Origin of the sequence: Pseudomonas folii, assembly GCF_014357575.1 — a bacterium.
In the GTDB taxonomy this organism is placed as follows: domain Bacteria; phylum Pseudomonadota; class Gammaproteobacteria; order Pseudomonadales; family Pseudomonadaceae; genus Aquipseudomonas; species Aquipseudomonas folii.
Genome location: NZ_JACONW010000157.1, coordinates 1 through 11,834, shown reverse-complemented (window position 1 = coordinate 11,834; position 11,834 = coordinate 1). Strand labels below are relative to the sequence as shown.

Genomic DNA, 11,834 nt, shown 5'->3' with positions numbered 1-11,834 from the left:
CACTCCTACAAAAAAACATTTGATTTCAGTTGGTTATTTCATTTTTGATGAGAGCGCACGAGCACCGCGAGGCTGCGAAGGCGGCGTGTCAGGATAAATGCATCGCAGCCTTCGGCAGCTCCTACAGGTTCAAATCTCTGACTGACAGGATGCGTGACAACTGAAAACTACTTCTCAGCCCTTTCCCTCAGCGCCTTCAACGTATTGAACGGCGCTTCCACCACGAACTTGTTGGCCAGCCATGAAGGCACGCTGCCGCCCGGCTCGGTGTGTACCTGGTAAGTTACCTGCGTCTTGTCCGGCCCTTGTGGCACGAACTTCCAGAAGCCGTCGACTTGCGACACCCGCACAAAACCTTTTTCTTCGGGAATGTACTTGGGCACTTCCTCAAGCTTGCGGACCAGACTGCCGTCAGCCCCCTCTTCCGTCGTCACCAGCAACACAGAATCACGAGGCGTCACCGGCCATGGCGTGTTGATCTGCGTGTAAGTCCAGGCCTGGTTGCCTTCGTGCTTGAGCACTTTCTGCGATTTGCACTCATGAATCCAGGCACAAGCGCCCGCGACATCTTCCTGAAGGCTGCGCAACTTCGCGACACTTGCGTTGATAACCGTTTCACCACGGTAGGCCTTGTACTGAGAACCCGGCACCTCGCTCAGGGAAACCTTGATCCCGGCCTCATCCTTTGCAACCGTCCAGTCATCAGCCTGAGCACCAGTAGCCAGGAGAACAGTCACCCCACAGAGAACAGCCATTCGATGCAACGAACTCATTGTTGTATTCCTTATTGTTGAAGTTCCAGCGAATCAATTCTGCCGTACGGCACAGATCAGGCAACTGCAGTGGCTTCCTCCCACCAGGTGATCAGACGGATCGCATCAGCCTGATCGACGCCGCACACATCCTGCGCAGCCTTGAACTGGCTACACACCGCAGGCCGCTCAGGCTGACCAAAGATCGCGCAGAGCATGTCGGGCGACAGGTGCAGGCAGCGTTCGCCCGCTGGTTTGCCGTCCGGCATGCCGGGAATGGGGGATGTGATAGAAGGCGCGATGCAGCAAGCACCACAACCTGAGCGGCAGTCCATGACCAGCAACCCTGACAGATAAAATTCGAGTAAGGATAGTAACCGCTGAAACGCGTGTTTGAAATGCCCGGCGCTATTGTCTGAATTTGAAATCCAGCGCTGCACCTTCCACGTCCCGACGACTGTCGTTACGCATCTGCAAATCCATTTCATTGCTCAGGATGCGCCCGTTGAGCTCGAACGGGTCATTACCGGACGCACGCTTATCACCGAACATCTGCGGCAATATCGGCTTGCGGGGCTTCGCTTGGGTCGTTCCGGCAGGCTTCAGCTCTTCGGCCAGCTCAGGAGGCAGGCTCAAATCAAGCTTGGCATTGTTAAGGCTGGTGTCTTTGAGCGCTTTTTTACTTTCTGCCACCGACTTGCGGGTCACTGCCTCGCGCTTTTTTTCCTTCGCCGTCTTGGCAGGCGCTTTGGCTGCTTCAGCCTTGTTCTGCTTGCTGACGGGAGCCGCATCAACGTTGGTCTTCACCGGAACCACCGACACATTCGGTGCCAGGTCGTGCACCTGTGTTTTTGCGGGTTCCGGGGCTGGCTTGGCAGACTCGGCCACAGGAGGGCTGACAGTGGTCTTCGCGGGAGCCTGAGCCTCGGCCGACACCTTGGGTTTGGGTGCAGCGCTGTCCTGAGCATCACAGGCGCTCAGAAGGACGACAACCGACAATGCAACACAACGGAAAACATTCATAGGGCAGAAATGGCAAAGGCCGAAAGCAATATGCTGGCCTGTTGCGCGTCCAATAACAAGACCGAGATTCAACCTACAGAGCGACTCGCTATTTCTGCAGGGCCTACATAGCTGACCTCAGTACAGGTCAACCGTTTCCTGGCATAACTGTTTTGCCAACATTCCGAGCGTCATAAGCGCGCGTTCCGCTTCACGATTCCATGGGATGCCACAGTTTAGCCGGATGCAGTGGTTGAACTGTTCTGTATTGCTGAAGATCAGGCCCGGGGCGATGCTGATGCCCTGTTCCAGCGCCCGGATGTGCAATTCCTGAGTGTTCACTCGCCCCGGCAAGCTGACCCACAGGATAAAACCGCCCAGCGGTCGACTCATCTGGGTGCCTTCGGGAAAATACTGCTGCACAGCGAGCTGAAAGGCGCTGAGATTTTTCCGGTACTCGACGCGAATAAAGCGCAGATGGCGGTCATAGCCGCCATTTTCCAGATAAGCAGCAACCCCCATCTGGGTGACACTGCACGCAGAGTGGGTGCTGAATATCTGAAGGCGCTGAATCTCAGCCTGGTATTTGCCCGCAATCATCCAGCCGATACGTACGCCGGGCGATAAGGTTTTAGAGAAGCTGGAACAATAGATAACGCGCCCCAGACGATCAAAGGCCTTCAGCGCCTTGGTTCGTCCCTGCTCAAACATCAACTCGCCATAAACATCATCTTCAACGACCTGGATATCGAAATCCGAGGCAAGCCGCAGCAAGTGCTTCTGCCGCTCTTCGGGCATGGTGCTGCCCAGCGGATTACTCAGGCGCGAAGTCAGCACCAATGCCTTGATCGACCATTGATTGGCGGCCAGTTGCAACGCTTCCAGACTGATGCCCGTCTGAGGATCACTGGGTATCTCGATAACCTTGAGCCCCAGAAGATCAGCCAGTTGCAGGAGTCCGTAATAACTTGGCGATTCTGCCGCAATCAAATCCCCTGGCCGCGTCACCACCCTTAACGCCATCTGCAATGCATCCACACAGCCGTGGGTAATCACCACATCTGCCGGATCCACAACGACGCCTGCATCACGCATACGAATGGCAACCTGACGACGCAACGGTTCAAAACCCGGGCTGAACATGTAACTGAACGCTCGCGGACTTTGAAAACGAGTCACTTTTGCTATCTGCTGATGCAGGGCCCGCACAGGCAAATAGTCGACGTGAGGCACCGCAGCGCCCAGAGGGAAGACCCCTTCCCTGCGCGACTCCGTCAAAACCTGCTGAATGATGCTGCTGCGCGTTACCAGGCCCGGCCTTTCAACACGGGCGATATCGGGCGTGGGCGCCGTCAGCGCCGGGGTCTGGTGCACGTAGTAGCCAGACTGCGGCCGGGCGCGAATCAGCCCCTGATCCTCCAGATTCGCATAGGCCTGCAAGACGGTCGCATGACTCACATTCAGTTGCGAGCTCATCTTGCGCACCGATGGCACACGCTCGCCCGGCTGATAAACGCCACGACGAATGTCTTCAGCCAGTTGCTGAGCGATTTTCTGGTAGAGCAAAAGGTTGGTCATGACGCAGCCTCGGTACCGCTGGCGACTTGCTTTTGTAGGAAAATAGTCGATTTGTCACCAGAACAGTTGTGAAGTGTACTGGGACAGTTTCCCGAACGGCTAGTCCCTGAACCTGCTGATTAAAAAATTTACCAGGCAAAAGCGCCAAACCGTAGGCTTTTTAAGCCAAAAAAAATCGACACCTGAAAACAGGCGTCGATTTTTTTCAAACTTTCTCAGCGATTGAGGCCGAGCTGCCCCTTCGAATCAGAAAAAACGATCTCGACCCGACGATTTTTTGCACGCCCACGCTCCGAGGCGTTGGCTTCAACGGGATATTCATCACCGTAGCCCTGAACATGGATGCGTTTTTCATCGATACCCAAATCCGTCAGCACGTCAGCCACCGACTGCGCACGCTCCTGAGACAAGCGCAGGTTTTCCTGCTTGTCGCCGACGTTGTCGGTGTAGCCTTCAATACGTACGACGCGCTTGGGGTTGAGCTGCAGAAATTGCACAACCTTGAGCACGGTCCGGTTAGCCGAACTTTTGAGTTCGGCATGACCGGTATCGAACAAAACGTCCCCCAATGTCATCACCAGGCCACGCTCAGTCTGCGTGGTAGCCAGGCTGACAATCTGATCTTCCAGCCACTGGCCGTGTTGCTGGGCGCTGGCCAGCTTGGCTTCACGCAGCGCCAGTTGCAGACGTTGACGCTCCATCTCCTGCTTTTCCAGGCGCTCGGTGTTGAGCAGCAAATTGGCATGTTCACGGGCGATTTCACTGTACCGGCTGCTGAGATAAGCGTAGTGAGCCACGTCACTGCCGCTGCCCAGATAACTCGACAAGCGCTCCGCCTTGCCCAGCAATTCACCCGCCCGGACTACGTCTTTCGGGGCGCTGCGCAGCACATCGCTGTCTTCTTTGACCTTCTGGAAATCAGCATTGGCCTGTTGCAAGGCCTGTTCGCCACCCTGATGACCTGCGCAACCGTAAAGTCCGGCAGAACCCAGCAGCAGGCAGACGCTCAATACACGCGGAATAAGGTTCACTGGCCCTCCCCCAACTGCTTGCGCAGACGATTGAGGCGAGTATTCAGTTGGGTTACTTGCGCCTGGCTTTTTTCAGTCAGAACCCGAGCCTCCGCCAGACGCGCGTCCAGCTCAGCCTGTTCGGCCTGCATGCGTGCAGCCTTATACGACTCGTTGGTCATGTCGGATCGGGCCTGAGCGAGTTTCGATTCCGCCATGTGCATCTCTGGCTCATCGTCGACAGCGCCGACGGCCTTGGCCTGTGCAACGGCTTTTTCGGTCAGCTTCATCTGCTCGATGGGTGCCGGATCATTGGCACAGCCAGCCAGGGTAACGAGTGCCATGGCGGCCAATAAGGGGCGTCTTTTTACAAATGAAGTCGCTAGACAGGTCACGAAAGAAATCACAAAAAAACATTCCTACTTGTTTGGGGCGCTGGCCGGTTGCAGTAATTGAGCCTTCCAGATTTCCAGATTGCGTTTGATTGCTTCGCCCGACAGGCCAGAGGCGGCCGATTCTGTCATCTTTTTCGCCAGTTGTCCGCGAAGCCAGGGATCGTTGCAGGCTGAGTTGAACGACAGTGCGAGATACAGACCGGGCTGGTCAACCGGTTGTGGTCGTGTCACCAGATCCTTGGTCAGGCCCAGCGTCTGTACCATTGCCAAACCTGGATAGCGACTGGCGAGAACGTAGTCCACCTGTCCCAGCATCAATTTCTGAAAAGCTTCAGTCAGATTGGGCAGACGCTCAAGGGTCAGCTGCGCCTTTACGGCCGCCTCGAACGCCTGGGTCAGCCGGATTCGTTCAGATGCTGCACCCGTGTGCCCCTGAAGATCAGCCAATGTATCCAGCGAAAGTGCTTGATCGTGGCGCGTCCAGACCATGATTTCATTCTGGATCAACGGCGGATGGATGTAGTCCAGCGCCTCCAGTTCGGCCTGACTCAGTGGCGCGTCCACCAACATGTCCATCCGACCGCTACGTACTTCTTCGAGCGCCTGACTGCGTTTCCCGGCATACAGCACTTCGACCTTGATCCCGAGCTCTTGCGCCGCCTGCTTGAACAGATCAGCACTGGCGCCCATCAGATGTCTGGGGTCCTGGGGGTCACGCCACAGGTAAGGCGGCGCATCCGGACTGCCGGTCACAATCAGACGTTCACACTTGCCCGCTGCCATTACCAGGCCGGGCCCTGCAAGCAAACCGATGAAAAGCGCAGCAAGCAGCCTGTTTGACTGACCCATGGAGAATCCTTGTTTGCGTTCAGACTTTTTCTATAAGGCTTTAGAACAGCCAATAAAAAACCCGCTCGCCCGAACCACATGAACTCGCACTAACTGCGATGCTCACAGGCCGAAACGAACGGGGCTTTATGGAAGCACTTATAAGCGAAGCGTCCGGATTAGACCAGCTTCTCCAGCTCAGGAATGGCTTCGAACAGGTCGGCTACCAGACCGTAATCGGCTACCTGGAAGATGGGCGCTTCTTCGTCCTTGTTGATAGCGACGATGACTTTCGAGTCTTTCATGCCTGCCAGATGCTGGATCGCGCCGGAGATACCCACCGCGATGTACAGCTGAGGCGCCACGATCTTGCCGGTCTGACCGACTTGCATGTCGTTCGGCACAAAGCCTGCGTCCACGGCGGCACGGGAAGCGCCAACAGCAGCGCCCAGCTTGTCAGCCAGCGTGTACAGGTGCTTGAAGTTGTCGCCATTCTGCATGCCACGCCCGCCAGAAACGACGATCTTGGCAGCGGTCAGTTCCGGACGATCAGACTGAGCCAGCTCTTCGCCGACAAAGCTGGATTTGCCTGCGTCATGAGCGGCAGAAACCGCTTCAACCGCAGCCGAGCCGCCTTCAGCAGCAACCGGATCGAAACCGGTAGCGCGCACCGTGATCACTTTGATCGAGGCCGACGACTGAACGGTAGCGATGGCGTTACCCGCGTAGATCGGACGCTTGAAGGTGTCAGCCGACTCAACCGAAATGATCTCGGAGATCTGGTCGACGTCCAGCAGCGCAGCAACGCGCGGCAGAATGTTTTTGCCGTTGGAGGTCGCAGCCGCCAGGATGTGGCTGTAACCACCCGCCAGTTCTACCACCAGCGGAGCGATGTTCTCCGGCAGTTGATGGGCGTAGGCGGCGTTGTCCGCAACGAGAACTTTCGCCACTCCCGCTACTTTGCCCGCGGCATCGGCAACAGCCGAAGCGCCTGCACCGGCAACGAGTACGTGAATGTCGCCGCCAATTTTGGCAGCAGCAGCGACAGTGTTCAAAGTGGCCGGAGCCAATGCAGCGTTGTCGTGTTCAGCGATTACCAAGATAGTCATGATCAGATTACCTTCGCTTCGTTTTTCAGTTTCTCGACCAGTTCAGCCACCGACTTCACCTTGATGCCCGCGCTACGCGCAGCAGGCGCTTCGACTTTGATGGTCTTGGTGGTCGATGCAGTGGAAACACCCAGAGCGTCTGGGGTCAGCACTTCAAGCGGCTTCTTCTTGGCTTTCATGATGTTGGGCAGCGACGCGTAGCGTGGCTCGTTCAGACGCAGGTCAGTGGTGACCACGGCTGGCAGGCTCAACGAAACGGTTTGCAAACCGCCGTCGATTTCGCGGGTCACGGCAACCTTGTCGCCGCTGACTTCAACTTTCGAAGCGAAAGTACCCTGGGCAAAACCGCTCAAGGCCGCCAGCATCTGGCCTGTCTGATTGTTGTCGCTGTCGATCGCCTGTTTGCCGAGGATGACCAACTGAGGCTGTTCCTTGGCAACGACCGCGTTGAGCAGCTTGGCAACGGCCAGAGAGTTCAGCTCTTCGGCGGACTCAACGAGGATGGCACGGTCGGCACCCAGAGCCAGCGCGGTACGCAGTTGCTCCTGAGCGCTGGTCGGACCAATGGAAACAACGACGATTTCAGTCGCCACGCCCTTCTCTTTCAGGCGTACGGCTTCTTCCACAGCGATTTCGCAGAAGGGGTTCATCGACATTTTGACGTTAGCGAGATCGACGCCGGAGTTGTCCGCCTTGACGCGAACCTTGACGTTATAGTCGACCACTCGTTTGACAGCTACTAGAACCTTCATGGATTCCTCGTTTCTCTCCGGTGAAAAGAAAGTCGCCCGGTGCAGCACCCGGCGATGCATATGTACCCTTGAAGCAACCTCTGGGAACAGCCGTATTCGTACAGAACGAACGGCGGCCTCGATAAACAAGCCACCTAAACAGGGATAAACGCCAGATGCCGCACATCTGGGTAATGCAGGCGTGTAAACTTTGCACCCGCATTCTTCGTGGCCTGGATTGTCTGTAGCGCGCTCGTGACGCCTCAGAGGTGCAGTTCAGGCGATGTTCAGCCTACGGCGAGCGCAAAACCGTCCGTATCTTGACCGCAAGCCGTTATGCGGTCAATACGACAAAACCGCCAGTCATGAGCCGCGCGTCTACGTTTTATCTGGCCTGCGGCCATTTCAAACAAACGTTTGTATTGGCCCTGCCGGGTGGTGTAGATATACTGCGCAGCATTCGAAGATGCGGGTTACTGATGCCCCGCACGCTGGTTAGTACGCTGCATATAAAAAAATACTGTGAGCCTTGAGTAGGAGATAGCCTGTGGAACGCGAATTTATGGAATTCGACGTCGTCATCGTCGGTGCCGGCCCCGCCGGGCTTTCTGCCGCGTGCCGTCTAAAACAAAAGGCTGCTGAAGCCGGTCAGGAAATCAGCGTCTGCGTGGTGGAAAAAGGCTCCGAAGTTGGCGCACACATCCTCTCGGGCGCAGTGTTCGAACCCCGCGCGCTGAACGAGTTGTTCCCGGACTGGAAAGACCTCGGCGCGCCGCTGAACACCCCGGTCAAGCGCGATGACATCTATGTCCTGCGCAGCGCTGAAAAATCGATGAAAGTGCCTGACCTGTTTGTGCCCAAGACCATGCACAACGAAGGCAACTATATTATCTCGCTCGGCAACCTGTGCCGCTGGCTCGCCCAGCAGGCCGAAAACCTCGGTGTAGAAATCTATCCGGGCTTCGCCGCTCAGGAAGCGTTGATCGATGAAAACGGTGTGGTACGCGGCATTATTACCGGTGACCTGGGTGTCGACCGCGAGGGTAAGCCAAAAGAAGGTCTCTACACCCCCGGCATGGAGTTGCGCGGCAAGTACACCCTGTTCGCCGAAGGCTGCCGTGGCCACATTGGCAAGCAACTGATCAAACGCTTCAACCTTGATACCGAAGCTGACGCCCAGCACTACGGCATTGGCTTGAAAGAAATCTGGGAAGTCGACCCGGCCAAACATGAACAAGGTCTGGTGGTGCATACCGCTGGCTGGCCGCTGGACGATGACAACATGGGCGGTTCTTTCCTCTATCACCTGGAAAACAACCAGGTGGTCGTAGGTCTGATCGTCGACCTGTCGTACAGCAACCCTTACCTGTCCCCGTTCGATGAATTCCAGCGCTACAAGCACCACCCGGTGGTCGCGCAGTACCTTGAAGGCGGCAAACGCATCAGCTACGGCGCGCGAGCAATCTGCAAAGGCGGTCTGAATTCGCTGCCGAAGATGGTGTTCCCGGGCGGCGCACTGATCGGTTGCGATCTGGGCACCCTGAACTTTGCCAAGATCAAAGGCAGCCACACGGCGATGAAGTCCGGCATGCTGGCTGCAGAGTCGGTGGCAGAGGCGTTACTTGCAGGTAAAGAAGGCGGCGATGAGCTGAACACTTATGTCTCCGCCTTCAAAAACAGCTGGCTGCACGAAGAGCTGTTCGCCAGCCGCAACTTCGGCCCGGCCCTGCACAAATTCGGCGCCATCATGGGCGGCGCGTTCAACTTCGTTGATCAGAACATCTTCGGTGGCAAGCTGCCGTTCACGCTGCACGACACCAAGCCGGATTATGCCTGCCTGAAGCTGGCAGCAGACTCGGCAAAGATCGACTACCCGAAACCCGACGGCAAGCTCAGCTTCGACAAGCTCAGCTCGGTGTTCATCTCGGGCACAAACCACGAAGAAGAACAGCCGTGCCACCTGAAGTTGACCGACCCGAGCATCCCGATCGGTACCAACCTGCCGTTGTATGACGAGCCCGCACAACGCTACTGCCCGGCTGGCGTCTATGAAGTGGTGACTCAGGAAGACGGCGAGAAGCGCTTCCAGATCAACGCCCAGAACTGCGTGCACTGCAAGACCTGTGACATCAAGGACCCTTCGCAGAACATCACGTGGGTGACACCGGAAGGCAGCGGCGGCCCGACGTACCCGAATATGTAACAGAGCAGCTGCAAGTTTTTAGCTGCAAGCTAAAAGAAAAAAGCCCCCTTACGGGGCTTTTTTTGTATCGCAAATCAAGCCGGAATTCGCAGCTGCAGCCCCTCTTCACCCGGGTTTCGGTTGAAGTAGCGCTTATATTCCCGACTGAATTGCGACGTGCTTTGATACCCGACGCAATGCGCGACCTGCGCCACTCCCATCCCTTCGGCAATCAGCATTTGCTGGGCCTTAAGCAGGCGCAGACGCTTGAGATACTGCACCGGCGACAGCAAGGTGCTGCGCTTGAAATGCTCATGGAAGGTTGATGCACTCATGTTGGCCTGCCGTGCCAGGGTATCTACATTCAACGGCTCGGCGTAATGGCTATGCAGGTAGGCCAGCGATGCCGCGACACGGGAAAAATGACTCTGCTGGGCGACCAGCGCACGCAAGACCCCGGCTTGAGGACCGCGCAACGCGGCATACAGCACTTCGCGCAGCCGCGACGGGCCCAGCACCTGGCAATCCAGCGGATCGTGCAGGCAACGCAACAATCGTTCGACGCTTTCCCGCATCGGCGCATCCAGCAACACCGAGGTCATGGACTCCGGAGTCTGCGCTTCAACAACCTGATCCGGCATCGGCCCCATGGCCTGCACCAGCTCGCCCAGCATCACCCGGTCAATCGCCACCGAAACGCCAAACAATGGCGCTTCAGGGGTGGCAAAGGTTTCGCACATGAACGGCACCGAAAGTGCCTGAACCAGATAATGCCCGGCACCGTAATCGAAGGTCCTGGTGCCGAGACTGGCCAGCTTTCCGCCTTGAGCGATGATCATCAGGCTCGGCTCGTAGATCTGCGGGCTACTCGCAACATAAGTGGAAAGCGACACCACGTTGACTTCAGGCAGCAGCGTCGGGACGAAACCTGGACGCGTTGCCAATGGCTTGATCAGCGAAACGAGGGTGGCATTGGCATCGGATTGATGAGGCAACAACATGAGGCACCGGGCGGAGGATTAGACAGCAGCATGATCGCAGAAATGCCACATGTAGCAATATCCAACCCAAAACTTCCGGAGGATCAGGCATGAGTCGCGGAGGAATGACCATGGTCCTGAACCCCACCTTCCCGCAAACTGGTCAGCCTCAACTATTCATTGCCTTGCGAGGTTCACCATGTACACAGCTATCGGTTATGCCGCTCAATCATCGACCGCGCCCCTCGCCCCCATGTCCTTCGAACGCCGCAGCCCGCGTCCGGATGATGTGGCCATCGAAATCATGTTTTGCGGCGTTTGCCACTCTGACATTCACCAGGCCCGTGACGAGTGGGGTTTCGCGGCTTACCCACTGATGCCCGGCCACGAAATCGTCGGCAAAGTGACTGCGGTCGGTGCCGATGTCAGCAAGTACAAAGTCGGCGACCTGGTAGGCGTTGGCTGCATGGTTGACTCGTGCCGCACTTGCGACGCCTGCAAAGCGGATCTGGAAAACTACTGCCAGAACGGCATGACCCCAACCTATGCCGGGCAGGACCGCATCGACGGCAGCCTGACCATGGGCGGCTACTCCGACAGCATCGTAGTCAGTGAACGCTTCGTAGTGAGCATTCCTGAAAAACTGAACCTGGCCAGCGCTGCTCCGATTCTTTGCGCTGGCATCACCACCTACTCGCCACTCAAGCACTACGGTGTGAAGGCTGGTGACAAGGTTGGCGTGCTGGGCATGGGCGGCCTGGGCCACATGGGCATCAAGTTCGCCAAGGCCATGGGCGCTGAAGTCACCCTGTTCACCCGCTCCGCCAGCAAGGCAGAAGAAGGTCGTCGTCAGGGCGCTGATCATGTGGTCATCTCCACCGACGAAGCGCAGATGCAAGCCGTTGCCGGGACATTCAACTTCCTGCTGGACACCATCCCGGTGCAGCACGATCTCAACCCCTACCTGCAGACTCTGCGCTTCGATGGCGTGCACATTCTGGTTGGGCTGATCGAGCCAGTAGATCCGCCGGTGAACGCAGTAAATCTGGTCATGTCCCGCAAGGTACTGGCTGGCTCGATGATTGGTGGCATGGCAGAAACCCAGGAAGTACTGGATTTCTGCGCCGAACACGACATCACCTGCGACATCGAAATGCTCGACATTCGCAACATCAACGAAGCGTTTGAGCGCGTTGTGAAAGGCGATGTGAAGTATCGCTTTGTGATCGATATGGCGACGTTGAAGGCTTGATCGGTCAGCGATCCC

At 56.9% G+C, this 11,834-nt stretch carries 12 protein-coding genes; 2 read left to right on the top strand and 10 right to left on the bottom strand.

Features of this window, described 5'->3' with window-relative positions; translation table 11 throughout:
* Positions 1 to 167: 167 nt before the first annotated feature.
* From H8S59_RS22845 to H8S59_RS22805, 9 genes are all read right to left on the bottom strand, one after another.
* The gene (locus H8S59_RS22845) at positions 168 to 773 is read right to left on the bottom strand and encodes an START domain-containing protein (RefSeq protein WP_187522893.1); all 606 of its coding nucleotides are present in this window, start codon (positions 771 to 773) and stop codon (positions 168 to 170) included.
* A gap of 56 nt (positions 774 to 829) precedes the next feature.
* On the bottom strand, positions 830 to 1,087 hold the full coding sequence (locus tag H8S59_RS22840) for a YkgJ family cysteine cluster protein (RefSeq protein WP_187522892.1): 258 nt from the start codon (positions 1,085 to 1,087) through the stop codon (positions 830 to 832).
* A 73-nt stretch (positions 1,088 to 1,160) separates the two neighbouring features.
* Positions 1,161 to 1,775, bottom strand: coding sequence for a translation initiation factor 2 (locus H8S59_RS22835; RefSeq protein ID WP_187522891.1), 615 nt, complete (start codon positions 1,773 to 1,775; stop codon positions 1,161 to 1,163).
* 117 nt (positions 1,776 to 1,892) lie between these two features.
* Positions 1,893 to 3,332 (bottom strand): aminotransferase-like domain-containing protein, encoded by a 1,440-nt coding sequence (locus H8S59_RS22830; RefSeq protein ID WP_187522890.1) that lies wholly within the window; start codon positions 3,330 to 3,332, stop codon positions 1,893 to 1,895.
* A gap of 215 nt (positions 3,333 to 3,547) precedes the next feature.
* Positions 3,548 to 4,363 carry an OmpA family protein gene (locus tag H8S59_RS22825; protein WP_187522889.1) on the bottom strand — a complete coding sequence of 272 codons (816 nt, stop codon included), beginning with the start codon at positions 4,361 to 4,363 and terminating at the stop codon, positions 3,548 to 3,550.
* A complete protein-coding gene (locus tag H8S59_RS22820; RefSeq protein WP_187522888.1) occupies positions 4,360 to 4,686 on the bottom strand; it encodes a DUF4398 domain-containing protein in 327 nt (108 codons plus the stop codon). Before H8S59_RS22820 ends, H8S59_RS22825 begins: the two co-directional genes overlap by 4 nt.
* 75 nt (positions 4,687 to 4,761) lie before the next feature.
* On the bottom strand, positions 4,762 to 5,586 hold the full coding sequence (locus H8S59_RS22815) for a substrate-binding periplasmic protein (RefSeq protein ID WP_187522887.1): 825 nt from the start codon (positions 5,584 to 5,586) through the stop codon (positions 4,762 to 4,764).
* Between the two features lie 158 nt (positions 5,587 to 5,744).
* Positions 5,745 to 6,674 (bottom strand): electron transfer flavoprotein subunit alpha/FixB family protein, encoded by a 930-nt coding sequence (locus H8S59_RS22810; RefSeq protein WP_187522886.1) that lies wholly within the window; start codon positions 6,672 to 6,674, stop codon positions 5,745 to 5,747.
* A gap of 2 nt (positions 6,675 to 6,676) precedes the next feature.
* Positions 6,677 to 7,426, bottom strand: a complete 750-nt coding sequence (locus H8S59_RS22805) for an electron transfer flavoprotein subunit beta/FixA family protein (protein ID WP_187522885.1) — start codon at positions 7,424 to 7,426, stop codon at positions 6,677 to 6,679.
* Between the two features lie 526 nt (positions 7,427 to 7,952).
* Between H8S59_RS22805 and H8S59_RS22800 the strand changes: the two genes are divergently transcribed.
* Positions 7,953 to 9,608 (top strand): 4Fe-4S dicluster domain-containing protein, encoded by a 1,656-nt coding sequence (locus tag H8S59_RS22800; RefSeq protein ID WP_187522884.1) that lies wholly within the window; start codon positions 7,953 to 7,955, stop codon positions 9,606 to 9,608.
* Positions 9,609 to 9,682: 74 nt separating this feature from the next.
* On the opposite strand, the gene H8S59_RS22795 is transcribed toward H8S59_RS22800, so the two are convergent.
* Positions 9,683 to 10,588: an AraC family transcriptional regulator gene (locus tag H8S59_RS22795; protein WP_095097005.1), complete on the bottom strand. Its 906-nt coding sequence runs from the start codon at positions 10,586 to 10,588 to the stop codon at positions 9,683 to 9,685.
* Between the two features lie 178 nt (positions 10,589 to 10,766).
* On the opposite strand from H8S59_RS22795, the gene H8S59_RS22790 reads away from it, so the two are divergent.
* Complete coding sequence (locus H8S59_RS22790; RefSeq protein ID WP_095097008.1) at positions 10,767 to 11,819, top strand: NAD(P)-dependent alcohol dehydrogenase; 1,053 nt, start codon at positions 10,767 to 10,769, stop codon at positions 11,817 to 11,819.
* The last annotated feature ends 15 nt before the right edge of the window (positions 11,820 to 11,834 follow it).

Bases quoted from the DNA above. Each gene is read 5' to 3' on its own strand.
- H8S59_RS22845 (WP_187522893.1), bottom strand. From the start codon at position 773: ATGAGTTCGTTGCATCGAATGGCTGTTCTCTGTGGGGTGACTGTTCTC.
- H8S59_RS22840 (WP_187522892.1), bottom strand. From the start codon at position 1,087: ATGGACTGCCGCTCAGGTTGTGGTGCTTGCTGCATCGCGCCTTCTATC.
- H8S59_RS22835 (WP_187522891.1), bottom strand. From the start codon at position 1,775: ATGAATGTTTTCCGTTGTGTTGCATTGTCGGTTGTCGTCCTTCTGAGC.
- H8S59_RS22830 (WP_187522890.1), bottom strand. From the start codon at position 3,332: ATGACCAACCTTTTGCTCTACCAGAAAATCGCTCAGCAACTGGCTGAA.
- H8S59_RS22820 (WP_187522888.1), bottom strand. From the start codon at position 4,686: ATGGCACTCGTTACCCTGGCTGGCTGTGCCAATGATCCGGCACCCATC.
- H8S59_RS22815 (WP_187522887.1), bottom strand. From the start codon at position 5,586: ATGGGTCAGTCAAACAGGCTGCTTGCTGCGCTTTTCATCGGTTTGCTT.
- H8S59_RS22810 (WP_187522886.1), bottom strand. From the start codon at position 6,674: ATGACTATCTTGGTAATCGCTGAACACGACAACGCTGCATTGGCTCCG.
- H8S59_RS22805 (WP_187522885.1), bottom strand. From the start codon at position 7,426: ATGAAGGTTCTAGTAGCTGTCAAACGAGTGGTCGACTATAACGTCAAG.
- H8S59_RS22795 (WP_095097005.1), bottom strand. From the start codon at position 10,588: ATGTTGTTGCCTCATCAATCCGATGCCAATGCCACCCTCGTTTCGCTG.
- H8S59_RS22790 (WP_095097008.1), top strand. From the start codon at position 10,767: ATGTACACAGCTATCGGTTATGCCGCTCAATCATCGACCGCGCCCCTC.